Source organism: Pedobacter sp. MC2016-14 (assembly GCF_020991475.1).
Taxonomy (GTDB): Bacteria; Bacteroidota; Bacteroidia; order Sphingobacteriales; family Sphingobacteriaceae; genus Pedobacter.
This window is the reverse complement of the sequence record NZ_JAJMPA010000003.1, coordinates 49,347-74,985: the sequence shown is the minus strand read 5'-3', so window position 1 is coordinate 74,985 and position 25,639 is coordinate 49,347. Positions and strand designations below refer to the sequence as shown.

Below are 25,639 nucleotides of genomic sequence, written 5' to 3'. Positions count from 1 at the left end.
GCTTTTAAATTAAAAAGTTGAATGTAGTCCTATTGAATTATATCTTCATAACGGTTATTTGCTTATTTTGGGAGGTTCAAAGAAAGTGTTCATCTATTGTACACTAAAGTGACGTTTTATTTTAATGCAAACAGCCAACTCAATGTTTGGCTTAGAGCCTTTTACCTTTGTATAGTTAGTTCTCGTTATGACCGTTTACTTCCCGATGCAATATCTAATATACCACTGACTTTCAGATCATTAAAATCTATTACCCGTACAGGAGGTGTACTTACTATGACATAATAGTGGCTGAATCTGAAAATGATTTATAAAAGTTAAATTTATGGTTAAAGGCAAATGATAGTAGATGTCCGTTGTGATCCTAATCAGTTTGATTCAATAGGAAATTAAACTTGTTCCAAAATTTCCTGCTCTGATTCTTAATGGAATTATTGCCATTTATTTTTTTAAAAGTATCATTAGCCTTGTAAACATAACTTAGATAATTTCCCCAGTAATAAGCTTTCGTTGTAATCTTCCCCAAAAACAGCTACATAAGTAAATGTAGTTTTTAATAAATTTAGGGTAATGAAAAAAAGTAATTTTAGTGAGCCACAGATCATCAAAATCCTGGCTTCACAGGAATCTGGGAAATCAGTTTCAGATATTTGCCGTGAGCATGGCATCAGTCAGGGTACGTTTTACAAATGGAAAAGTAAATACTCAGGCATGGAAGTTTCCCAGGTCAAGCATTTAAAGGATCTGGAAAAGGAACTGGCACAGTATAAAAAGATAGTGGCAGAATTGACGCTCCAAAACGTAGTGTTAAAAGACGTAATTGAAAAAAAGCTTTAGGGCCTGCCGAAAAGCGGGAGCTTGTCGGGTATGCCAGAGAAACATTCCAGATGAGCCTTCGGCAGGCCTGCATATTATTTTTTATCAGCACATCAGTATTTTATTATCATACTAAAAGAAAGGCTGATGATGAAATCATTGACCAGCTGTCTTCGCTTGCAGAGTCCCATCGAACATGGGGTTTCTGGATGATGTACCACCGCCTGAGGAAGCTTCAGTATATATGGAACCATAAACGTGTCTACCGGGTTTATACTTTAATGCGCCGAATCTGCGCAACAAAAGAAAGAAACGCCTTCCAGCACGGGTAAAAGAGCCATTGCTTTGTCCAATCTACCCTAATGTAACCTGGAGTCTGGACTTCATGCATGATACTTTAGCCAGTGGGAAGACACTCAGAACATTAAATGTGATTGATGATTTTAATCGTGAAGTGCTTTCGATAACGGTCGACACCAGTTTGCCCTCACAACGGATTATAAGAGAGTTGGAAACATTAGTCGACTGGAGAGGAAAACCTGATGCAATCAGATCTGATAACGGGCCTGAGTTTATATCAGTAGCACTTTCGGATTGGTGCGAAATCAATGGCATAAGCTGGATTCATATACAGCCAGGCAAGCCAACACAGAACAGTTTGATCGAACGCTTTAACAGAACTTTCAGGCAGGATGTGCTAGATAGTTACATGTTCGATAATTTGGCTGAGTTAAGAAAATATGCTCTAGCCTGGGCATGGATGTACAACAATGAAAGGCCGCATGCAGCTCTTGGCTATAGAACCCCAGTAGAGTTCTTATTGAAATATGGAAAACTTTCAGCGCTGAACCAGCGCCAGTTTCCCACATTACAACAAGATAATAATAGCAATAGTAATTGGAATTCTTTAGTTTTGAACGTAGCTAGTTAGGGGAAGATTACAGTTACACATCTTCTTTACGCTGTTTTGTAAATTAAGCGGTCAATGAAAAATTTTATATTTATACTAGTCATATTACTAAGCTCTTGCCAAAAACCTTTAAAAATAACCGTAGTCAATTCGGGACAAAACATCATCATTTTTGACAATAAAGACACTTTAAACACTAATAAATCTGTTAACTCAATTTTCCTATCTCCGTATAATGAACATAGTTATAGTATTAATAATTCAAAGCCTCAGAGTTTTCGTTTATTTGATAGAGAAGGAATTAAGGCCCAAGTTTGAAGATCAAAAAAAGGACGTTGATGGCTTATTATTGGCATCATCTTGATTAAATTAGTCAAAAAACTGAGGCATAGCGGTCGACTTATCAAGTGGAACAATTTTCAATCTCATTTGCCGCTTATCTTTAAAATGTCTGGAAATCTCTTCTGTTAGCTCGGTATAGTTATTTGACCCACCTTTTAGAGCATAGTAATGAATTTTAATTGAAATGCAGTTTTCATGCTCAAATATCATATTGAGCATAGTACGGTCAGACAAGCCACATGAATGACCTAAGATATAAACCTGAAATTTATTGCTTTGTATAAACCGTAACAGGTTGTGGTAATTAGAGGTTTTGAAATACCAAAATGATTTAATATATCTAAATATTTCCTTCGTTGTATCTAATTCAAATTTATTATATTCACCATCTAACTCATCACCAAAGCCAAATATAATCGGGTTCTGCTTATCGTTCAATTTACCATGGATATAATTAACATTTACATTTTTTACGGATACGTATTTCTCTATAGTTGAGGTATAGTTGAAGTTCAAAATTAATGTATTGTCCGGTGACTCAGATCTGAATGGATCTCTAAATGATCCAGCGTCTACCATATCAGTTGGTATTATTTCATCCGTTAAAAGCACACTATAATCAGGAATGTAAGCAGAGCAATCTAACGAAGAAAAATAAGATTCTAATTTCTGTATTAAAAATGACAGTGACTGATTTAGTCTTTTAATATCTTCTTGTTTCTGCTGATTGGTACTAAAAATTGCCTTTTTTAACATCTCATAAAAAAGATTTTCTATATCTACCCACCTATTAGATGAGCAATTTGATATCAATTGCTTCAATAAAGCTGACTTAACTACAATTTCAAATGGTTTCATTGTTGGTGCACTTTCCCGTTCCCAAGGGTCAAGGTCTGATGCGAAAATGAAAGAGTGTGAGATTTCATCATTTTCACAATTCATTAATATACTCAAGGTATCATTACAGTAATGAGCGTATATATATTCCTTAACGCTTTTCCCTGCTAATTCGTGGAAAGTGGTAAAGAGATCACTAGCCTTAATCCGGAGAAGTTCGTCCTCATAAATATGCTTTGATCTTGCTTCTTCAAAGCAGCATGCCACATACCATAAAATAAAATCGTTATAGCTCGTTCTCATTCCATGAGCTAAGTCGAAACCATTGCCCACTAATATAAGTCTGTTCATGTAGAGTTGTTTGGTTAAGAAAAAAAGCTTATTGGTTTTATAAAAATATCATAAAATTCACAACCTAATCTTCGTTAATATTACCTCTTAAGAGCTTCAAGAGATCTTGCGGTTGGTTGAGTAAAAAAGTGTTCTTTTCCAGATTTTGGCGCTGTTGATCGGAAAGATCGAAAATAACAGTTTGTTCCTGCCCATTTGTAACGACCTTTAGCAATACTATAGACCCAAGCTTAACTGCCACATTGGATGTCCCTTTCACGCTTTCTAAAAGCTGGGCCGCTGCACCAACTTTTAAGCCATCAATTTCAGCTTGAACCTTCTCAATGTGGGCCAGTTCTAAACTCCTTTTGCCTTTTTGGTAAATTTCCTGAACTTCTTCACGCTTCAAAAAGTTCTGAACCATTTTAATTCCCTTTTTTATCCATGAACCTTGTTCGAACGTTCCTTCATCAGTAATTTCGAAACCCAATGACGCTGCAAAATGGCTGTACTTTACGAAGATGTTTTGGGCTGCTATTAAGTCATCAGTGGAGATGTAGATATAACCTTCAGCAATCTCGGTAATTGTATTTTTGGAGATGCTTTCCTTCAAGGTCCTCTCGAGGTCATCACACAACTGACTTAGAATATCTTTAGTTTCCCTAATAAAGAAATCGCCTAACTCCTTATTTCTAATGGTGAATTTTCGGTATATTCTTGAGAAGTCAGCATAAATTTCATCCTGAGAGAAAGCGGTACCATCGTCATTAATCTTCGCAATAAGCCTTTGACCGTTTTCATCTTGCTTAATAAACTCGAATAACGAGGTAATTTTACTTTCAAAATCTGCTATGAGTTCTGCAATCGCTTCTTCTTCCTGATTTCGTTTCTCAATCACTTTTAGAATGTGGTATCTGTATTTTTTATTACCATATTCACCGGCTGGTTCTGCAACTACGGATTTTGTACTGTTAGGCTTTATTTCTTTAGGTGCGATGATGCCGATACGATTGTCAAAGTATATTTCTACATCATCTATTATCTCTGAATCTTTATTGATTTGATTATAGAGTATGTTGTATTTACGCCAGAAATCCAAGAGAAGTGTTTCGCTGTATTTCGGGTCTAATTCTATTACAAACTCTATAAGATTAAGGATTTTAAAGTAGACTAATATCTTTTCTTTTAATTTCTTGGCTTCCTCCTTAAAATTGCGAATATAATCATCCATTGCATCTTCAATGGCTATAATCAAAGAAATATTAGGTTTTGACGTATGATAGGCATTAAAGGAAGGAAAGTTGGCTTTAAAAATTGAGTGAGTATTCAATTCCTTAAGCACATTCACCAATTTTTCTTCGTCGCCCAATGGGTCAAAATCAGAAACCACCACATTGCTAAAATGCTCAAATGCTGCCTTGATATTTTTTACATTGACGTTTTTATATGAAAAATCGATGATCTTACAATCATTCTTGTATTTAGCAGTTCTATTTACTCTTGAGATTGTTTGAATGGCATTAATCCCTTTGATTTCCTTATCAAGAAAAAGTGTATGAAGCTTGGGTTCATCAAAACCTGTTTGCAGCTTGTCAACCACTATGATTAATCCATTTTTCTTAATGGCGAAGTTCTGCAATACTTTTTCTTCATTGATTCCTCCATTTAAACCATTAGCACTTCTGTGTTCCTGGCTCTCTGAATAGACGATATATATCGGAGCGTCAACAAATCGCTCATATTTCTTGTCCTTTACTAATTCAGCAAAATATTTATCAATAAAGCCTTTATACTTTATTGCAGCAGGAATGGAAGAAACAGCAAGCATTGCTTTTGCTGTACCTCTGATATTGGGGTAAACTGATGAAAGTAAGCGTTCAACAATGAATTTGGATATTGCTTCGATACGCTGTGTATTTCCGTATATTTTCTTTTTGCGTATTGCGTACTTCTTTCCTTCTTCATCAACGCCTGTATCTGTATCATCCGGAATTTCCTCAAATCCGTAACCTAAATCGCCTTCAAAACCTTCAAGGTCGTTGTCAGGAATTTCAAAAAACATCTTTGCTGAAACGGGAACTATACCTCTAATCGGGTTTAAAATGTAACCATCTTCAATCGCTTCCCGCATGGTATAGCTATCAAATGGAATCCAAATTTTCTCGGATTCCGCATATTTATTAAACTCTCCAAATCTGGCTAAGGTATGGTCGCTTGGTGTGGCGGTGAAACCAACAATTAAATTTTTCTTGGTGTGCTGTGCCTGATACTCTTTACTTTGATCAAAACTGCTTTGTAGTTCGTCAAATACACTTATCATTTCTTCATGTTGAACACCACTGTTGCTTCTGTGGATTTCATCGATCAGGAAAGCTATCCTTAATTTAGACAGCTTTTTTACTATCGCTTCATCCATAATGCTATTTACAGCGGTAAACTTTTGTAGGTTGACAACCACAATCCTTTTATCACTGCTAAGAGCAGTGATAAAGCTTTTTTTGTCTGAGGCTTCAATGAACATTCCTTTCTGAATATTCATGTTATGTAGCTTTGAATCAAGTTGATCCCGGAGTTGTAATCTATCAACAACCAACATCACTTTATCATAGACATACAGACCATCTTTGCGAAGATCTTTTAATTGCAGGGCTGTCCAGCCAATGATATTACTTTTCCCGAATCCTGCTGCATACTGCAATAAGAGCGAATAAACAGTCTTATTATTCTGATATTTCTGGCGTTTGGCGATCAACTCTTTGATTTGGTTATCACCAATTCCTTTAGCTCTCAATTCTGAATCCAGCTTCTTTATGAAATAGTCAGGCTCATTTTCATGCTCCAGAAATTCATTGATTTTAGAAAGAACTTTATCAGTTCCGAATTTTTGTTTAGGCCTTGGACTAATTAACCTACCGTCATTGTGTTTATATTCTTTTGCTCTGCTTCCTTCTTTTTTTATCAATTCACGTTCAATAAAATTGTAATAGAGAATTTCTTTCTCTATCATTTTCTTGTCGTAAAGGGCTTTGAACACCTCTTCAAAACGCTGCGTCTTGGATGCTTCCTTGTTACGGAGTGGATAAGGCTTAAAATCTTTTAGTATCTTCTTTTCGTACTGTTCAAAATCATAACTACCGTTGATTACAGTGGTTTTAATTTCATCAAACTGATTAGAAATATTACGTATTACATAGGTTTCGGAAATATCGGTAGAAGTGATGTGAATAGCCTTCTCAAATATTTTTAAAAAATCTTTGCGAATGGATAGGGACAAGTCATTCTTGTCAGCAATTGTTAAATACTCCTGAACTGCATTCAAGTAGTCATTGCTAACTTTTCTTCGCCCGTTTTTTGTAGCTGTCTGATTTGTCCAGTTGCTTTTTAGTTCACTATAGCCTAAGTAAATACCATTAAGAAAAAAGGATAAATCCGGCCGGAATGAAAAATATTGCTTGCCTTCATACTTGAAGGTGTAGGGCATTTCCTGAACAACCGAAAAGACATTTTGGTCAAACAATTTATCTTCCTCAAACTCGCTGCCACTTGGATAGAACAAATGCAGCTTGATGCCTTCAAACGTAACCGATTTATTAGTATTGATGAATATGGCCATATTCATGGAGGATTTTACTTTCTCATCCAAGAAAAGCGCAAACGCATTTAGTAGGTCTTTCTCACTACTGAACTTTTTTAGCAGCTTTTTATAATTCGCTTTGTTCAGTTCCGTTTCGGAAATGAAATATTTTAAATCCTCAATGATGAAGAAATTAGGCGATACAGTATTGGCTTTCGCTTCTTTATAAAGCAGGCCATCAGGCCGTTCACAAAGAAAGTTGATAAGGTATTTATCTTGTAAGTCTAATTCCTTCATCTTAATCTTTAATTACTTTGATTTTACCAGTTACCACATCATTAATTAGTGTTTTGCGAAGCTCCTTGAGGGCGGTTGCCTGGTATTGAATATTTGTAATGATTTTTTCGATCAATCCAATCTTCTTTTCTAAAAATTCAGCTATTAGTATTTGCTCTGCTAGTGGGGGTGCTGGGCATGGGAAATTATTAAGCACTGTAGGATTTAAATGCGGAATGCCCATCCCTGTCGGAATTTGTTTCAATGTGTAATCTAAAGTGTCTCGCAAAAAGTAAAAGAATCTTGAACTAACTTCTCTTTGAAATTTTATTTTGGCTATCGTGCTTGAAATATATCCCTCTTTTGCTTTCAATATTTCACCTACAGCAGCACCATCCCAAACGATAATAAGGTCTTTTTTTGTTGCCTTAATAGATTTATCAGCACTGTAAGCAAAAGTGTCAAACTTCACACTTTCATTCCTTAGGTATTCTAGACTTAATAATGGTAGTGCGTTATCAAAATGAAAGTCTGAGGTATTAAGATTTTTTCCTTTAATCGTCTTTGCAAAACTTTTAAATCTTTTCACCTCCCAGTGTTCCGGTATCTGCCCAATCCAATCAATTCCACTGTCTTTAAGCTTTACATTTTTATCAAGCCCTTGAGTAACTGTTTTATTTATCAGACTTTTACGCAATTCTTGATAGTAGCCTATTTTCTTTTCCAGTAAGCTTACTTTCTTATCTATTGCTTGGGTCTTTGTGTCGAGATATTCGGCAATGGCGGTTTGTTCTGCTTGACTTGGCAAAAGGATCGGTGTGCTCAAAGTTTGTCCCATGTTTAGGGCTTCTTTTGAGGAACCTGCCTGAATTAGATTAATATATTCTTTGAGTGCATTTGATTTAAAATAATAAGAAACATAAGGCACTAAGGATTTTTTCATCCTAATGTAAATGATGTGCTGGTTAATATTAGCTGTTGGGAGGCTATCAGGAACAATACAAGATCTTCCAATGGAAGCACCAGTGATATTGATTAAAATATCAAAAGGTTTGAGCTGCGAGTTTTTCATTTTATGATGAGTTTCCTCATCAATGAATGACACATCATCAATTCTCAATCCATCATCATAGACATTTTGGCTTCTTAGAAGGGGAATGCCTGAATCAACATACACTTCACTTCCACCTTTAGGAGTAACGCCACTTCCGATTTTTATAGTAATGTCCTTAACTCTCAGCACTTGCCAAGTGGATGGAACCTTACTCAACCAGTCAAGCTCAGAATCCCTATATGAGTTGTGTTTCATCATAAAGCCAATTCCTTTTCTAAGTTGGTTAAATCATTTTCCAACGCTTCTAAATCAGCATCGATAGTATAAACTTCTCGCAGCTTCTCGGGTATGTAAAAGACTTTGTTGAAGTTGATTTCCACCCCAACCACATTGTCCACATACTTAAATGGCTTAGTTACATATTTAGTCATAAAATTGACTATCGTCTGCTGGTTTTCATTTTCAATCGGTGAATAGGGTATAATTTCATAGTCCTTTTCCATATCTTTGGTTATTTCTACCGAAATAGTTACGCAAGCCTCTTTGGTTTTGGTGGCCTTCTTAAAGGTTGCTTTGATGATTATTTTTCCGCAACCCAATTCGGTTTTTTTGCCATTAGCCTCCTCAATAATAGTTTCTTTATCTTCATCATACCAATAGATAGCCTTCTTCGTGAATAATTTTGCGTTCTGTTCTTTATAGTCAATTGCAGCAATATTTGGCTTTATTTCTTCATTGAATTTTGCATCCAATGATGGGTACTTTGTTTTATCAAATTCGGTAATTTCAAAGTCTGTGAAAGTAACTGTACCAGTTTCATCGGTAATCGTAATTTTCACCGGATCGAGCTTGATGGATTTTGCTTCTACTTTTTCACCCTCTTTGGTTTCCTTAACTGGCATTTCAATGAATTTGCCATTTATATCCACATTAGTAAGCAGAATGCTCTGCCTGTTGTAGTAAAAATGCCATTTGTCGAATACTTTACAAAATTCATTTTCTTTGAAGTCGGTGAATGCTTTTACAATTTCAGTCCTATTGTCAAGATTCATTTGTTTACGCTTCTTACCCTTGCTCTTTTTAAGTCCTTCATACAGTTCACTTGCATTGATTAGGATTACTTTGTCTTTTCTTTCGACAGGTTTATTTTTATTGAATATCCACAGGTAGGTATAAATACCTGTGTTGAAAAATTCATCCGTAGGCATTTGAACGATACCTTCCACCCAATCATTGTCAAAAAAGTGTTTTCTAATAGTGCTTTCACCACTACCTGCATCACCACTAAACAGTGTGGAACCATTATGAACGACTACCGAAAACCCATCATTCGCTAATTGGTATAAGATATGTTGCGTAAACAGGAATTGACCATCTGAAATAGACGGGAGTGCGACAAAGCGTTCAGTAGTATCGTTCTGAATATCTTTCTGGTAGCCTTTCCAATCTACACCGTAAGGTGGATTAGCAACTACTATATCAAATCGCTTTTCAATGAAAGATATGTTGGTAAGTGTATTGCCATATTTGATTTCTGAATCAGCCCTAAAACGACTCTCTATCTTCGCCAGGGCATAAAGGCTATCGCTCCAGTCTTCACCAAATGTTTTCGTAGGTCTTTTGAATTTCTCTTTGATTTTATCCTCTACACCAAAGAGTAAGTTGCCACCTCCGCAAGTAGGGTCATATATCGTAAGGAACTTCCCATTATCCTCAATTTTAGAGGCAATAAGGTCCGAGATAAGCGAAATAATATCGTCCGGAGTGTACTGTTCTCCGGCTGTTTCTGCTGAAATATCTGCCCATTTTCTTTTAATGTGTTCCTCAAGAGTGGTTATTTCAGAGTTATTAAAGGGTGTAAGGTCAATTTCGCTCCAAGCCTGTACCGTTTCAAATAATATTCTTTTCTTTTTAAGCTGACCGCTTATGCCTGAAATATCCAGAAATTTCTCATCCTCTGTCCCTTTGTCAACTCCCAACAAATATTTTGTTTCAGGGTCAAAAGATTTTAAGTAGAGGTGAAAATCAGAGTCAAAAGCCTTGTCGTTCTTGCAAATATCTTTTAGGGATTTACCTTTTCGGATGATGTAGTCATTATATCCTAATCCTGCTAACTGGAACTCCTCTACAAAATCTTCAATACTTTCTTTACCTATTTCTTCCGCCAATCTGTTTGCTTCTCGTATTAACCTGCTTTCAACCATCAATAGGGCGAAATAAGGCATCATATATTTAGGAAAATCACTCTGTTTGATTCCAGCTCCAATAAGTAGATCGGCTGTACGCCATACGTCTGATTCGTATTTCAGAATATTAATGCTCATGCTTTTTTAGTTCTTTTAAATGCGATGTTATATATATCTGCGTTTATAATGTATAAGTAGGTCATATATTGTATTTTTTCAGAAGTAAAATCCCCTAAATGACGCAACACCAAATTTTTTTTTTTAATTCATTTCATTACTGTTCTGATATTCAGATATGTGAAATTATTAGAATTTGAAAATACTAGTTGTGCAAGATGGTGAAATTTTAACATAGTTGAAAGGCCTCTTATTGTTACAACGCTGGCGAAAGTGGAGATTAGCTTTTGAGGAATGTTAGGTTACCTCATTAAGCACTTTGCAGTAATAAGATATTCATTGAAATCCACATTATTACTTAACTTGGTAACTACAACACATCCCTCGCTTTTTATGATTAGCCATTTATAGCTATATTGAATCATGGATTAGTTTGTTAATCTAATCGAAGAGATTGTTGTAGCGCAAATAGGATAAAATAGTAAGTAAGAAATAGAAGTTTTCATATGCAACCACTGCGCTTAAATATAGATAAATAGCAGATTGACATTTTGCTATAGATAACACCTTTTAATTGCCAGGCATTATTCAATATATTTAACTAATTCAAGTTGTTCCTTCGAAGTCTTACAACATTATTCATTAAAAGTCGCTGATTATTTGCTCAGAGGTAAGTACACGTATCGCTATTAAATCTATAAGATCTTTATGGAAAACGTTTTGGAGTTTACTATAAATTAACGGCACCTCACTTTCCTCTCTAACAATAATATATGATATATCTTCAAGTTCAAAAGAAAGTAAATTAGCACTTATTCTAGCATTATAAGTTGCCTTTTCTTTTCTATAATTAGATATATCTATAACGGGTGGCTGATAATTCAACATCTTATTATCTGGAACTAGACGCCACTCCCTTTCGTCATAAAAGCGATATTCTTTTATAACTGAGGCCTCCTTTCTGAAGAGCTCACCTTGATAATTTTTACAATATAAAAATACTTGAGGTGGGACTGCATGGTCTATAAATCTGTTACCATTAATGAAATTTTTAAAATCTTTACGTATCGCTGTGCCGACAAAAGACTTATATTCAATATAAAATATTGAGTTAAGGCCATTGCGATTTGCCCATTTTTTTGACAAACCTATTCCATAGTCGCCGTAATAACCCAAATCTCCACTATTTCTCTTGTTATAAAAGTGCTTTTTATAATCAGAAAGAGGAATATCGCAGAATGACACCATCGCTATAGCTGCACTAAAACTTTTATTACCTCTAGTTATTACTTTTTCTTCGCAATATGAATATCGGAATCCACTGGAGCTGATAATACCTAGCAAATTGTCTAACTCCGAGGTGTAATGAATAAGTGAATTTGCGCTTAATGCCATTTATATTATTTTATTTTTTGAATTTCTATGTAGAGTCACATAATCTACAAAAACTGTTGATTGAGAAATTAGATGGCACTTACATTCTACAATTATTATCTGGTGGCTATATTTCATAATCAATCGCTGTTTCAATATCTATATAGCTCGTCGCCTAACTCTATATCAAAACACTTGTAGACTACGCAAGGTCTGAAGTAATCTCACGAAGTTTCTTAGAACCTCGACATTTTCATCCTCCAGCCCGTCCGGATCAAAATGCATAATATTGTTTCTTATATCTTTAACTTTTTCTAAGTTTTTGCAGAAAATGTCTCGGTCAATCTCAAGAAAAAGTTGTTCCCAAATTGTTGGATTCTGGCACAAACGTAAATATTCACCAAATGTTAAATCTACAACAGATGCTACAATTCTCTCACTATCTCGTTCGTCTTTTCCCTTTTCAAGAACTTCCTTTTCAAGTCTACCTAGTATTTGACGAAGATGATTTTCGATTTCAGCTACCAGGAGGAAAGGTTCTGTCAACTGTTTAAATTGTAGACTTAAATCGCTAGCAGTAACGATTCCGCATATTTCTTTGGACTTATTACTTATTAAAACGTAGTCATGTTCAATAATAATTGGTATGGCTTTGAATAATGAAGTATCAGAGTCTATTAATTGAAATGTAGGCTCCATTAAATCTCTCACTGTAGCTGACTTCTTACCGACAGAAAGTTTTTGACCGATTGATCTCCAGCTAATAACTCCTTTTAAATCTCTCTTAGTACTTTGCATAACTGGTAGTTGTGAAAAGTCGTAAGTTATCATTTGTGTTATCGCTTCAGACAAAGCGCTATCTGGTTTTACAAAAATTAAGGTTTTATTCGCGGCTTCCAATCTTGAAATTCTGTATGTTGGGTCGTCGATGTTCAGAAGCTCGTCAAAACTTTTATCTGCAATATTTTCCGATGTGGGGCCAACCTCTTCTTCTTTCTTAGAGGCCTTTTTTATTTCATTAATAGTAACTTTTCTAAATTGAATTAACGAATCTATATATGCGCTACTAAAGTCTGGAAATGTCTCTATCCCCTCTTCCGCCAATGTCTCTTTGATTATTTTTACAACCCACCATCCCCGTCTTTTAGATCCCCAAAACCAACTTAATAAAGTTCTAACAGACACAGTATCAACCAATTGTCCTTGTTCTAGTCTTGTAGCTATATCTTTAATTTTATCGTTATGCATACTAAGTTGTTTTACTTTGTTAAATTAAAGATATTGAAATTGCTAGATGTCTAAATTAGTGCCCACAAAATTAGAAATGGCGTCCAAACATAACAAGTTAATTAAGTATATCATATCTGGTTAGTTTTCTGATCAGCGGGTATAATAATTCCTTCTCCATCTACCTGGTCAATCGGTTCCACTTCTTTAATCGGTTGCTTAACCTGTATCTTATCAGTTTTCGCTTCGCCAAAATGGCCAAAAGGATCACCGGAGAGCACACTTTGACCTTCGGGATCTGGATATTTTGGATTCACTCCGTATTCGTTTTCATAGCGATCGCCATCTCCAAACAACAGTACCAAAAAGTAAAACGGGATGATTTGATACCATCCATTTCTACCTAAATCATGACATCGTTTAGCGCCCTGGGCAAGCAGGAACAAATAGAGCGGAAAGCATAATGCGGAAACCACATATTCTGTGATTGGCGATTCAACCATTTCGGAATGACCTGTCACCACGAAACCTACACCTACTAAAATGCCTACTATAAGTGCACCGGCAATATAAATGGCCCAGCTGAGCGCGTATTCTAATCTCCTGATTCGGCCATCAAAAGTAAAAGGGTTTTTAAACATATGGAGCTAATTTAAATGAGGTTTATATTTGGTTTTTATCAGTATCTATTGTCTCTGGTGTAAAATGCCCAAAAGGATCGGCTTCATTTAAATTGATTCCTTTAGGGCTTGAGCCGTATTCGTTATCGAGAGGCTCACCTTCTTTAAAAAGTAACTTAATTCCATAAAATGGTATGACTTGCCACCAACCATTTCTATCTAAATCGTGGCATCTTTTTGCACCTTGTGCAAGTATGAATATTGTAGGTGGAATAAAAAACACAGAGCCTATTATTACTATCATAGGGCCAGCACCTATAAGACAATATTCATAAATTAAATATGCAACTAAATGAATGATAGCGCTGTAACCGTATTCAAGCCTACGGATGCGGCCGTCAAATGAGAAAGGGCGTTTAAACATGATGTGTTAATTAGATGGGTTTATATTTGGTGAGTTTGAATCAGTTGAACGAGCGGAAAAATGATCTGGATTTGTGATGTCTATACCCTTAGGATTGGCACCGTATTCATTTTCATGAAATTCGCCCTCTTGAAAAAGGAGCCAGAAAAAATAAAAAGGGATCAATTGCCACCAGCCACTTTTACCGAGGTCATGACATCGCTTTGCCCCTTGCGCCAACAAAAACCAGCCGATTGGGATGTAAAATAGATATATCAGCGCCATGTTGGCACCAGGTGCTTTTGAACGGTCTGATGAGGTAAATAGCACTGTAAAAGTGATACCAACCACCATGGCTATGGCAAAATAGATCAAATAGCTGTATCCGTATTCAAGCCTGCGTATGCGGCCGTCGAATGAGAAAGGGCGTTTAAACATGTGGTGTTGTTTGTTGTTAATTTATCTTGTTTGTTATGGCAATCTTATTCAAAATTTTCCTCACACACAATTGGCCTCTCGGCCAAATCATCTTCCACTTTCGTGCCGCTTAAAGCGAACCTGAAAGGGTATTAACAACATACCGCAAGCGGTATAAGATTTAGTATCATTACAATATCTTAGGGAGATATAATTCAAATAAACAGATTAGTTTCGATATCTGCAAATTTTTGTAAAATAAATTTCCCTGAGATTAATAGATTCCTCCTCGCTGCGCTCGTTCGGAATGACGTTAAGGTGCGGTCCATTCGGAATGACGCAAGGTTCGGCTCGCTCGGGATGACGATGCCATGGTGCGGTCCGTTTGGGATGACGTGACTCGTGGAACACCACCTCCAGCTATACCTCAAACAAAAAGCGGCAGAAAATATCTGATCTTTTAATCAAAATGTTATTTTTATCCCTCACTATCAGCAAACAGGGAAACATGCGTAATTTTTTTCGGTTCATCTTTATCATTTTCTGCATGGCTATCAGCCATCCCTTAAAAGCTGACAGCCCTGATCCCTTGGGGGAGATTCTCTTGAAGAAAGAAACTGACGATAAAAAACAACAACGTATTGCCGACCTCTGCTACGATAGGTTTTTAATCGGTTCTGGAGGTGAGCAGCTGTCCGCATCGATGGTCGATTCCCTGCTTAAATACAGCATCTCCGGCCATGAAGAGCTCCAGGCTTTCATCAAAATCCTCAGCCTCCGCAGAAAGGCGGAATTCAAAAAAGCCGCCCGATTACTTGATGAAGCCATTGAAATGGCGCAACTGCATGATGAACAGATTTTCCTCTACCAGTTTTACCTCAACCAGGCCTATGTACAGACAGACATGGGCAATTCTTTGAATGCCGTATTCAGTTATCGCCAGGCCAGAAAAGTAGCTGAAGCATTGGGAAATACCGACTTTAAATTGACCACCGATATCGGCGTATCTGACATCTATATGCATATTGGGCTGTATACCCAGGCGCTCCGGTACCTCAACCAGGCACAACTGAGCTACACCCAACACAATTATAAAAGCGCCTCCACGCAGAAATTGATTTACCTGAATAAAGCGGAAGTCTATTTTAAAATGGGCGCGCTGGATACCTTAAAGCGTTACCTTAATTTGGCAAAGAAAATTACCGGGCCAACGGTTAGGCCAGACCGCGACATTATGCGTTTGGAATATTTTGCCTTAATGCTGGATAAAAAGTACGATTTAGCGGCCCCCAAAATTGAATATCTACTGGCTACTGGCAACCAATATTACAAAGGACTGGACAGCTTATACCTGGCAAAATGTTACTACCAGGCCGGCCGACTGGATACAGCTTTTAGCCTGGCCAGCCAACTTGCAGAAAATGAATACCTGGTATCGCCCCAAATCAGGATAGATGCCTATAAGCTACTGGCCAGCATTGCCCTGGATAAAAATCAGGCGTCCAAGGCCAATTATTATTTAAAACTGGCCCTGGAAGAATCTGAAGACTACAGGCATGGGATCACCAAAATCGCAGACCTGGCGTCCGAATTACGTCTTGACCGCATGGAATCAGGTTATACTGCCAGAGATCTCATTTACCGCAAAGAAAAAATCATTTTGGTATTGCTGGTCATCCTTGCCCTGTTGACCATTGTGGTCATTTTTGTTTCCTACACCAAAACCAGGCAGAAAAACCATTATCAAAAACTTGTTAACCAGGCGCGTTCTGAAGAACTGGCCTTTATCAATTCGCATCAGGTGCGCAAGCCCCTGGCCAACATCATCGGCATCTGTAGCTTGCTGGAAAGCGAAGGACAGCCTGCCGATGAACTGAAACAATACCTGGAATATGTGCACGAAGAAGCCAAACAGATGGACGGATGGCTGAAAGAGGTGGAGAAAAAACTAAAGCACTAAGGATTCCTGGTTTTTATCCTCTTCCGCTAGTTGCAACACCTTATCCATCGTAATCGGCAAATTACGCACCCTTACCCCTGTGGCATGAAAAACCGCGTTGGCAATGGCGGGTGCTACGGCAATGATCCCGATTTCACCCACGCCTTTAACGCCCAATGGATTCACCAAATCATCTTTTTCTTCCACAAAAATCACCTCAATTTCATTGATGTCTTTATTGACGGGCACATGGTACTCTGCCAGACTGTGGTTCATGAAACGTCCTTGCCGATTGTCCATAATGGATTCTTCTTCCAACGCTTTGCTGATGCCCCAAACCACCGCACCTAAAATCTGGCTACCTGCGGTTTTAGGATTCAGGATTCGCCCGGCTGCCACGGCGCATACCACCCTGCTGACGATGACCGTGCCCAAATCTTCATCTACTTTTACTTCTGCAAATACAGCCGCATGGGAATTGAAACTATGGGTTTTCTTGGCCAGTGGATTAGGGCCCGCCCATGATTTTTCTTTGATGCTGCTGGTATTGGACAGCCGCATCAAATCTACAATGGAAATAGAAGCAGCTGGATCTTTGCCAAGGTATATCGCACCATCAGCAAGCAACATGTCCTTTTTATCGGCGCCTTTTAAAGCAGAACCTTTGGTACGGCGGGCCAATTTAAAGAGTTTGGCTTTGACCTCTTCGCAAGCTGCCTTTACCGCCGAGCCTACCGAAGCAGCTGTCCAGGAACCACCCTCTATAGGTGCAAAAGGCATTTTGGTATCGCCCAGTTTAAAACTCACAGCGGCCAAGCTTAAGCCCAGCGTTTCTGCCGCAATTTGTGTCATGATGGTATAGGTTCCCGTACCAATATCTGAAGTCCCGCTGCTCACCACCAGTTTACCATCCATACTTAAAATGGCTTCTGCCCGGGCAGGAAAAGTCAGGGCGTCCCATGCCCCGTTGGCCATACCCCAACCGACCAGCTGATTGCCCTCGCGCATGGATCTTGGTTCTAGCGGACGCTTGTCCCAGCCAAATTTGGCAGCACCCTGATCATAACAGGCACGTAATTCTTTACTTGAATAAGGCTTTCCTTCTACCTGATCCTCTTCGGCATAATTGATTTTACGAAATTGTAGCGGATCAATTTTAACTTCGTAAGCCATCTCGTCTATGGCACTTTCAAAGGCATGTGCACTGGTTACCGCACCCGGGGCCCGCATGTCTGTTGGTGTGCTCACATCAAGTTTAACGAGTTCATATTTCAGCGCCACATTTTCGCAGTTGTACATGGTGCCCGACCAGTTGACCACGATCTCTGTATAATCTTCCAGCTGAGAGGTTTCCCCGAAGGCGCCATGTTGGATGGAAGTCAGTTTACCATCTGCATCTGCACTCATGGCGATGCGCTGTACGGCTCCCGGACGATGCCCGAAGGAGAACATCTGCTGGCGGGTCATCACCACCCTTACCGGACGTCTTAATTCCAGTGCTGCCAGCGTAGCCATAAAGGCCTGGTACTGCGGCCGCAGACCGGAACCAAAAGCCCCGCCTACATAAGGAGAAATGACCCTTACTTTACTGAGCGACAGGCCAAATACATTACTGATGTAAAACTGTACATTACCTACTCCTTGTGTTTTATCGTACAGGGTAATGTGGTCGTCATCTTCCCAAACCGCAGTGGTGGCAAACATTTCTAAAGGATTGTGGTGCTCTGCCCCATGCACATACTCGCCCTCAATTTTATGTTCGGCTTTGGCATAAACACTTTCGGCATCGCCCCTGCTTTTTGGTTGCACATAGCCAATTTTGCCCATAGGCGCTTCCTTGCTATGGATGAGGTTTTCCTGCAGATTGGTGGTAAATTTTTCTTCTTTATAAGTGACCTTAACCAGCGAGGCCGCATAACGAGCAATTTCAAAACTTTCTGCCACCACCAGGCCAATGGGTTGCATGCTGAAATGAATCTTCGCATCGTGCAAGGGCCGGAAAGGATTGCCCCTGGGGGAATCCATGTCTTTATATTTGATGTTGAACCAGGCCAGGCCGGAAACATTTTCATGGGTAAAAATCTGGCTGACGCCCGGTACACTTAGGACTGCTGTAGTATCGATGGCTTTGATGCTGCCTTTGGCGATGGCACTGTTGAATACATAACCATACAACATACCCTCTACAAAAAATTCTGCGGCATATTTTGCCTTACCTGTTACTTTAAGCGGCCCATCTACCCTGTTGGCTGGCTGCCCTGTATAATTACTGTTCATGTTTTAGGATTTAGCGTTTAAAGCCATTTCTAAGGCCCGTACAATGGCGCGTTTGGCCAGTTCTATTTTAAAAGTATTGTGCCCGTAGCCAATGGCATCGGCCAGGATGTGCTCTGCAAAGAGGCGAAACTCCGCAGCATTGGCAGGTTTACCCACCAGCGCTGCCTCTGCTGCTTTGTTTCGCCATGGCTTATGCGCCACGCCGCCCAGGGCAAGCCGCAGTGTTTTGATGGATGCTCCTTCCAGTTCTATAATTGCGGCTACAGAAACCAGTGCGAAGGCATAAGATTGCCTGTCGCGCAGTTTCAAATAGGCCACATTTTTAAAATGCTGCGCGGGTAAATCGATAGAGGTGATTAAGTCCCCATGTTCCAGGTTATGATCCAAATGCGGCGTATCTCCCGGTAAACGGTGGAAATCTGCAAAATCGATGGTCCTGCTCCCCTTTAAACCCAATACTTCTACCCTGGCATCCAGGGCCATTAAAGCCACGCACATGTCTGATGGATGGGTAGCGATACAATGCTCGCTCGTACCCAGAATGGCGTGGATGCGGTTAAAGCCTTTTAAAGCCGAGCATCCTGTTCCCGGAGTCCTTTTGTTGCAGGGTGTAGAAAGATCGTAAAAATAATAACAGCGGGTGCGTTGTAAAGGATTGCCGCCATTGGTGGCCATGTTCCGGAGTTGAGGAGAAGCCCCTGCCAGGATGGCCTGGGAAAGCAAGGGATAGTTTTTTTCTACCAGCGGATGCCAAGCTGTAGCGGCATTGCTGGCCAAAGCACCCAATCGCAGGCTGCCATCAGGAAAACCTTCAATTTTTGCCAGATCCAGTCGGTTGATGTCCGTGAGGTGCTCGGGGCATTCGATATGTTCTTTCATCAAATCGAACAAATTTGTTCCACCGGCTACAAATTTGGCCTTAGGCTCCTGACCAACACTGGCCAGTGCTTCTTGTGGAACTGAAGCCCTGCTATAGCTAAATTTATGCATGCTCTTGTCCTCCTTTTACTTCCATAATGGCCGAATTGATATGTTTATAGGCCCCGCAGCGGCATATGTTTCCGCTCATCAGTTCCTGAACTTCTGCTAAAGTTTCTGCTTTACCTTCGTTAAAAAGGCCGATGGCCGAGCAGATTTGTCCGGGTGTACAATAGCCGCATTGAAAGGCATCGTGGTTGATAAAAGCCTGTTGTAAAGGATGTAATTCCTGATCAGATAAAGCCGCTACCCCTTCTATAGTGGTAATTTCTGCCCCATCCTTCATCACGGCCATGGTGAGGCAGGAATTGATCCGTACGCCATCTACCAGTACCGTACAGGCCCCGCATTGGCCGTGGTCGCAGCCTTTTTTAGTGCCGGTTAATTGCAGGTGTTCCCGCAGGGCATCCAGCAGGCTTACCCATGGCTGCAGTTTAAGGTGGTAATTTTGTCCGTTAACTTTGAGGTTCAGTGGAATATCCTCCGGTAAAACCATTGATGTAGTTGGGTTTTTCATAGCTGTGGTTTTTTGCTGGTATTATAGCTGCAACAGGATACCTTTAAGAATGTTTTTAGGGTTCGGGAAATAATAATTACTTTCGCCGCCTAATTTTCCCATTTTTCATGAATAAGCACCTTTACGGAATTGATTTTGGAACCACCAATTCTGCACTTTCCATCTTTGATGAAGCAAGCCAACAAATTATTGCCACCATTACCGTTCCCTCGCTGATCTATTTTCCGCAAGAAGCCATTCCGGGCGAAAAAAACTACGTAGTGGGCGAACAGGCCATTACGGGTTACCTGGCCGATGGCATGAAAGGCCGTTTCATCAAATCTATTAAGCAAATTTTATCGCGCAGTAGTTTTATTGAAACCCGCATCCACAACAAAAGGTACAATGCGGCTGATTTGGTGGCGCTGATTTTGAAAGACCTGAAAGCGAAAGCGGATGAGCTGCTGGGATACGACTGCCAGAAAGCCGTGATAGGCCGGCCGGTATTTTTTGACGACAATGACCCTGCTAAAGATACGCTGGCACATACCCGCTTAACCAAGGCCGCTCAACTGGCGGGTTTTGGCGAGGTACGTTTTCAATTTGAACCGATAGGGGCCGCTTTTGCGTATGAGCGCACCATTACCAAACAGGAAAAGGTTTTGGTGGCCGATCTTGGCGGTGGTACTACAGATTTTACCTTTTTAATTCTTGATCCGGAACAGGCGGGCAACAAAGACCGTAAACGGGACAACATGGCATCCGGAGGGATTTACATTGGTGGCGACAGCTTTGATTCGGCCTTTATGTGGGACCGTGGCACGCCTTATTTTGGGAAAAACACCTTATACGAAGCTACACCGGGAAAAGTGCTTACCGTACCCGTATCTTTGTTTGCCAACATCTGTTCCTGGGACCAAATGAACTTCTTTAACGGTTTGCGCATCCGTAAAGACATGGAGAATTACTACCATTACTCTAAAAACGACCCGAAATTTAAAAACCTGATTACGCTGATTGACAATAACCTGGGTTACTCGGTTTTCCAGTCTATAGAGCGTACCAAAATTGAGCTTTCTAAACAGGAACTTTCTGCCTTTGCCTATTCCAATATGGAGATAGAAATTGAGGAGGAGATTTCTTTAGCGCAGTACAATGGCATTATTGCCAAAGACGTGGCGAAGATTGCGGCTTACCTGGATGAATTTTTAGCCAGCAACAACATCAACCCTGCAGAAATAGACAGTCTCTTTTTAACCGGCGGTACCTCATTGGTAAAGGGCGTTCAGGCTTTGTTTAAAGAAAGGTTTCCGCAGGTACCTGTAAATTCTGGTGATAATTTTACCAGTGTAGCCAAAGGGCTTGCCTATAGCGGGTATTTATTTGATGACTGATCCCTTTAAAGCAAACTGAAAATAAAGGGGTAAATGGTCCGAAATTTTTCGGGCCTCCTTAACCTCCGTAAAAGAGGTATGAAATGGCACTACACCTGCCTTGATACAATTGATTTGCGCCTGGGCGTAAAAGAAATTGTCATATTCTGAAGCCAGGCAATCGCCATTGATGCATTTTTGTCGCAAGGAGGTTTTCTGATTGCTGAAGGCAGCGGGATAACCCGCTTTTTTTAAGGGATTAAATACCGAATGCGCTTCGGAAAGGTTAAAATCACCACAAAAAATTAGCTGGTCTGTAGGGTAAACGGTTGGAAAATATTGCAGGTATTTGATCTCCGTTTCTGGCTGTTTGGCTTTGGGGATGGCATGGAAAGACACCAGTGTAAACTGCTTTTTACCCATTTTAAAACGCCCCATATAGGGTTCCCGACTAATTTGCAGGTTGTATTTTTTCTCCAGCCAGGCCTCGCCTACTAAGGCCGTTTTACTGGTTTTCCATAAATAGGCATAACGCTCCTTGCTGTATCTATCACTTGAGGTACCATGACTAATGGTATAAGCCCATTTGGCGCCCGTACGGTTTAAAGCATCGCTCAACTGCGCCACCGCTTTTGGTCCGCCTGGTCCGGCTACTACTTCCTGTACCGCCACCACATCAAAATGCTTTAGGGTTTGAGCAATGAAATCAATCTGAGCCGCTGTTTTGGTTTGTCCGAAATCTTTGAGGTTCCAGGAGCAAACCGTGATTTGTTGTGCCGCGCAGCTAAAGCTGACAAATAAAACGAGGAATAATATAATTTTTTTCAAACCTAATAGTGTGTTAAGATGACCAAAGGTAATTAAAGAGAGGCATTATCATAGTCTGTAATATAAACCCAAAAATGTAGCTGTAAACAATTCTCAAACTGATGGTTATTCCACGCAAATTTGTTACTTTTGTATATTATAAAAGGAGGTACACATGAATACCAAGTTTAAAAACAATACATCACCACTCGGTTTTAGAAGCCATAAGTCCTATTCTCCAGAGGATGTATGGGCAGCAGGAGGAACCACTGCATTTGGCAGTAAAAATGGACAGTCTAATGAAAACATGGCTGAAATATTCAAGGAATTTCCCGAAGTAGAACCTTTTACTGAAGAAGAGTGGAACAATACGCTTAAATCTCTAAAAGAAAGTAAGTAAAGGTTGTAACTGATCTCATTACTATGAATCGTTTATACGATACCAATATAATATTAGCGATTATTAGAAGTAATGACAATAACATCCTTTCTTTCTTGAATCCTAAAGGTGTTAAAATCTATATTTCTGTAGCCACTGAAGCGGAAATTAAATCCATTGCGCTCAGATCAAAATGGGGCGCTCTAAGACTAGCTAAGCTGGATGCATTTTTAGATAGGGTGAATATCATGGAAATAACTCAGCACTATATCAATACTTATATTGAAATTGACACCTATTCTCAATGCAGTAACCCAGAGTTTACTGACTATCCATTCAAATCACCCAGAAACATGGGGAAAAATGATTTATGGATTGCCGCTCTAGCTGCTTTACTTGGATTGAAACTAGTTACTACTGATGGTGATTTTGATCATTTAAACAAGATCTTTTTCGAGATAGATAAAATAAATTCCGAGGATTTTATAAAGTTCTTTTAAAAAGGATTTTTTCATGTTAAATCTGTTGCGCGATGACAAAACCACTTGCCCAGGCCCATTGAAAATTATAACCGCCCAGCCAACCTGTAACGTCTAAACATTCGCCACCGAAATACAAACCGGGCATGTTTTTACATTCGAGCGTTTTAGAAGACAACTCATTGGTATCGATGCCGCCCCGCATTACCTCAGCCTTATCGTAACCTTTATCTCCGGCGGGTTTTACTTTAAACTCATGAATGGTTTGATGGATCATTTCCAGCTCTGCCCTGGTTAATGCGGCCACAGGCTTGGCCACAGGCAGAAACTTTTGCAGCGCATCGGTAAATTTGCGGGCGTAAAAGCGGTGCAGCAAAGTAGAGAGCAGGGTTTTCCCACTGTTGCTCCGCTCCTGCTCAATCAATTCGGTAATGTTCTGGCCGGGCAAAAGATCAATATTGATTTGTGTGCCCGGGCGCCAGTACGAAGAGATTTGCAAAATTGCCGGTCCGCTGAGTCCCCAATGTGTAAACAGGATGTTCTCTTCAAAAGAGATGAGCTCGTTGCTCACTTCGCAAAAAACACTATTGCCCGAAAGCTGTGCATACCATTCCTCATCTTTTCCGGTGATGGTAAGCGGTACCAATGCAGGTGCCGTATCTACAATTTTAAGCCCATGCCGGCGTGCAAAACGCAAGGCGAAATCTGATGCCCCCATTTTTGGGATGGGTAAGCCCCCGGTAGCGATAACCAGTTTTTTACTGCGCAGTACCTGCGTTTTAGCATGGCCATCCTCAAAACTGACCACAAAAGTATCTCCTTCCTGCTGGATTGCTGTGACGTTGGCATTGCAGACGATCTCCTGCCCAAAATCATGGCATAGACTGGTAAACACTTCTACAATGTCCCTGGCGTTTTTACCCGCTGGAAAGATTTGTCCCAGGGTCTTCTCCTGTCCGCTGATGCCGTAGGTTTCAAAAAAACTAAGCGTATCTTCTACCGTCCATTGCGTAAAAGCAGATTTGCAGAAATAGCGGTTGGCCGAAATGAACTGCTCATCGCTATTGCCCAGGTTGGTGTAATTGCAGCGTCCGCCACCCGAAATTAATATTTTAGCACCGGGCTTTGGCCCTTTTTCCAGTAAGATAACCCTTTTACCTAAAAAACCAGCCTGTACGGCACACATTAATCCGCAGGCCCCTGCACCAATTATTATAGCATCTGCATCCATCAATCCGTTTATAATTGTATTTTTGTGCAAAATAAGCATAAATTTTTCTATCCATTATGGCAAAACAAATAAGTGAGTTGAGATTGGGCATATTAGGCGGCGGACAGTTGGGCAGGATGCTCATTCAGGAAGCCATTAATTACAACGTGACTACCTTAATTCTTGATCCCGATACTGACGCTCCTTGCAAACACCTGGCAAATTATTTTGAATGCGGTTCCATTACTGATTTTGATACCGTTTATAATTTTGGAAAGAAAGCCGATGTGATTACCATTGAAATAGAAAAAGTAAACATTGAAGCGCTGGAACAACTGGAAAAAGAAGGCAAAAAAGTATTCCCTCAGGCCAGGGTAATCCGCCTGATCCAGGACAAAGGCGTTCAGAAACAGTTTTTTAAAGAAAATGACATTCCAACCGCTCCATTCCAGCTGGTAAACACCAAGGAAGACCTTAAAAACTGCAGTATGGCTTTTCCATATATTTTAAAGCAGCGCAAAGATGGTTACGACGGAAAAGGGGTAATGAAAATTAACACCTATCATGACATTGAACATGCTTTTGAGGTGCCTTGCCTGGTAGAAGAACTGGTAGATTTTGAAAAAGAAATAGCGGTAATTGTATCCAGGAACAGTGACGGTGAGGTGCGTACCTTCCCGATGGTGGAAATGGAATTTAATGCCGAAGCCAATCTGGTTGAGTTTCTAATCAGCCCTTCTACTTATCCGGATGCCATTCAGGAAAAAGCAGAAGCACTGGCCAAACAAATTGCCGCAGCCTTAAACATTACCGGCTTACTGGCGGTAGAAATGTTTGTGACCAGGGATGGGGATATTTTGGTGAACGAACTGGCCCCAAGGCCACACAACAGCGGTCACCATACGATAGAAGGAAATTATGTATCGCAGTTTGAACAGCATTTACGTTCGGTTTGTAACCTTCCATTGGGCGATACCCGTTCGATTACGAATGCGGTGATGATTAATTTACTGGGTGAAAAAGGGCATGATGGGGTGGCCAAATACCAGGGACTGGAAAAAATAATGGCCATAGACGGTGTATATGTGCATTTATATGGCAAGAAATATACGAAGCCATTCCGCAAGATGGGACATGTGACGATTGTGGACCAAAACCGCGAAGCGGCGATAGAAAAGGCAAATTTAATTAAGGAAACGCTAAAAGTAATATCATAAA

The 25,639-nt window shown here is 39.8% G+C and carries 19 protein-coding genes and 1 pseudogene; 6 read left to right on the top strand and 14 right to left on the bottom strand.

Going from position 1 to position 25,639, the window contains the following annotated elements; genetic code table 11:
* Window positions 1-570: 570 nt before the first annotated feature.
* Window positions 571-1,642: pseudogene (locus tag LPB86_RS15625) on the top strand (IS3 family transposase); the annotation flags it as partial.
* Window positions 1,643-2,095: 453 nt separating this feature from the next.
* Here the strand turns inward: LPB86_RS15625 and LPB86_RS15620 are convergent.
* The 9 genes from LPB86_RS15620 to LPB86_RS15580 all read right to left on the bottom strand — a co-directional run bounded on the left by LPB86_RS15620 (window position 2,096) and on the right by LPB86_RS15580 (window position 14,504).
* Entirely contained in the window at window positions 2,096-3,256 is a 1,161-nt protein-coding gene (locus LPB86_RS15620) for an AbiH family protein (RefSeq protein ID WP_230645632.1), read from the bottom strand.
* A 64-nt stretch (window positions 3,257-3,320) separates the two neighbouring features.
* On the bottom strand, window positions 3,321-7,106 hold the full coding sequence (locus LPB86_RS15615) for a DEAD/DEAH box helicase family protein (protein WP_230645630.1): 3,786 nt from the start codon (window positions 7,104-7,106) through the stop codon (window positions 3,321-3,323).
* A 1-nt stretch (window position 7,107) separates the two neighbouring features.
* Window positions 7,108-8,397 carry a restriction endonuclease subunit S gene (locus LPB86_RS15610; protein WP_230645627.1) on the bottom strand — a complete coding sequence of 430 codons (1,290 nt, stop codon included), beginning with the start codon at window positions 8,395-8,397 and terminating at the stop codon, window positions 7,108-7,110.
* Window positions 8,394-10,463, bottom strand: coding sequence for a class I SAM-dependent DNA methyltransferase (locus LPB86_RS15605; RefSeq protein WP_230645625.1), 2,070 nt, complete (start codon window positions 10,461-10,463; stop codon window positions 8,394-8,396). The genes LPB86_RS15610 and LPB86_RS15605 overlap by 4 nt, the downstream gene beginning before the upstream one ends.
* A gap of 621 nt (window positions 10,464-11,084) precedes the next feature.
* Window positions 11,085-11,837 carry an abortive infection system antitoxin AbiGi family protein gene (locus LPB86_RS15600; protein ID WP_230645624.1) on the bottom strand — a complete coding sequence of 251 codons (753 nt, stop codon included), beginning with the start codon at window positions 11,835-11,837 and terminating at the stop codon, window positions 11,085-11,087.
* Between the two features lie 165 nt (window positions 11,838-12,002).
* Window positions 12,003-13,064, bottom strand: coding sequence for a CBS domain-containing protein (locus LPB86_RS15595; protein WP_230645621.1), 1,062 nt, complete (start codon window positions 13,062-13,064; stop codon window positions 12,003-12,005).
* Window positions 13,065-13,174: 110 nt separating this feature from the next.
* Window positions 13,175-13,684, bottom strand: coding sequence for a DUF805 domain-containing protein (locus LPB86_RS15590; protein ID WP_230645619.1), 510 nt, complete (start codon window positions 13,682-13,684; stop codon window positions 13,175-13,177).
* Window positions 13,685-13,706: 22 nt separating this feature from the next.
* Window positions 13,707-14,087, bottom strand: coding sequence for a DUF805 domain-containing protein (locus LPB86_RS15585; RefSeq protein WP_230645617.1), 381 nt, complete (start codon window positions 14,085-14,087; stop codon window positions 13,707-13,709).
* Window positions 14,088-14,093: 6 nt separating this feature from the next.
* The gene (locus tag LPB86_RS15580; protein WP_230645614.1) at window positions 14,094-14,504 is read right to left on the bottom strand and encodes a DUF805 domain-containing protein; all 411 of its coding nucleotides are present in this window, start codon (window positions 14,502-14,504) and stop codon (window positions 14,094-14,096) included.
* Between the two features lie 526 nt (window positions 14,505-15,030).
* Between LPB86_RS15580 and LPB86_RS15575 the strand changes: the two genes are divergently transcribed.
* Window positions 15,031-16,443, top strand: a complete 1,413-nt coding sequence (locus LPB86_RS15575) for a histidine kinase dimerization/phospho-acceptor domain-containing protein (RefSeq protein ID WP_230645612.1) — start codon at window positions 15,031-15,033, stop codon at window positions 16,441-16,443.
* Here the strand turns inward: LPB86_RS15575 and LPB86_RS15570 are convergent.
* Genes LPB86_RS15570 through LPB86_RS15560 form a run of 3 tightly spaced genes read right to left on the bottom strand, consistent with a single transcriptional unit; the run spans window position 16,432 to window position 20,194 of the window.
* Window positions 16,432-18,699 carry a xanthine dehydrogenase family protein molybdopterin-binding subunit gene (locus tag LPB86_RS15570; protein ID WP_230645611.1) on the bottom strand — a complete coding sequence of 756 codons (2,268 nt, stop codon included), beginning with the start codon at window positions 18,697-18,699 and terminating at the stop codon, window positions 16,432-16,434. The genes LPB86_RS15575 and LPB86_RS15570 overlap by 12 nt on opposite strands.
* A gap of 3 nt (window positions 18,700-18,702) precedes the next feature.
* Entirely contained in the window at window positions 18,703-19,689 is a 987-nt protein-coding gene (locus LPB86_RS15565; protein WP_230645608.1) for a xanthine dehydrogenase family protein subunit M, read from the bottom strand.
* Window positions 19,682-20,194, bottom strand: coding sequence for a (2Fe-2S)-binding protein (locus tag LPB86_RS15560; RefSeq protein ID WP_230645606.1), 513 nt, complete (start codon window positions 20,192-20,194; stop codon window positions 19,682-19,684). The genes LPB86_RS15565 and LPB86_RS15560 overlap by 8 nt, the downstream gene beginning before the upstream one ends.
* 107 nt (window positions 20,195-20,301) lie before the next feature.
* Between LPB86_RS15560 and LPB86_RS15555 the strand changes: the two genes are divergently transcribed.
* The gene (locus LPB86_RS15555; RefSeq protein WP_230645605.1) at window positions 20,302-21,567 is read left to right on the top strand and encodes an Hsp70 family protein; all 1,266 of its coding nucleotides are present in this window, start codon (window positions 20,302-20,304) and stop codon (window positions 21,565-21,567) included.
* Here the strand turns inward: LPB86_RS15555 and LPB86_RS15550 are convergent.
* Window positions 21,553-22,374, bottom strand: a complete 822-nt coding sequence (locus LPB86_RS15550) for an endonuclease/exonuclease/phosphatase family protein (protein WP_230645603.1) — start codon at window positions 22,372-22,374, stop codon at window positions 21,553-21,555. The two genes, LPB86_RS15555 and LPB86_RS15550, sit on opposite strands and share 15 nt — an antisense overlap.
* A 154-nt stretch (window positions 22,375-22,528) precedes the next feature.
* On the opposite strand from LPB86_RS15550, the gene LPB86_RS15545 reads away from it, so the two are divergent.
* Together LPB86_RS15545 and LPB86_RS15540 are read left to right on the top strand one after the other, a co-directional pair.
* Window positions 22,529-22,753, top strand: a complete 225-nt coding sequence (locus LPB86_RS15545; RefSeq protein ID WP_230645601.1) for a hypothetical protein — start codon at window positions 22,529-22,531, stop codon at window positions 22,751-22,753.
* Between the two features lie 23 nt (window positions 22,754-22,776).
* Window positions 22,777-23,232, top strand: a complete 456-nt coding sequence (locus LPB86_RS15540; protein WP_230645599.1) for a PIN domain-containing protein — start codon at window positions 22,777-22,779, stop codon at window positions 23,230-23,232.
* A gap of 16 nt (window positions 23,233-23,248) precedes the next feature.
* Here the strand turns inward: LPB86_RS15540 and LPB86_RS15535 are convergent, their stop codons facing one another.
* Entirely contained in the window at window positions 23,249-24,481 is a 1,233-nt protein-coding gene (locus LPB86_RS15535; protein WP_230645596.1) for an aminoacetone oxidase family FAD-binding enzyme, read from the bottom strand.
* A gap of 17 nt (window positions 24,482-24,498) precedes the next feature.
* Between LPB86_RS15535 and LPB86_RS15530 the strand changes: the two genes are divergently transcribed.
* Window positions 24,499-25,638, top strand: coding sequence for a 5-(carboxyamino)imidazole ribonucleotide synthase (locus LPB86_RS15530; protein WP_230645594.1), 1,140 nt, complete (start codon window positions 24,499-24,501; stop codon window positions 25,636-25,638).
* Window position 25,639 lies beyond the last annotated feature (1 nt).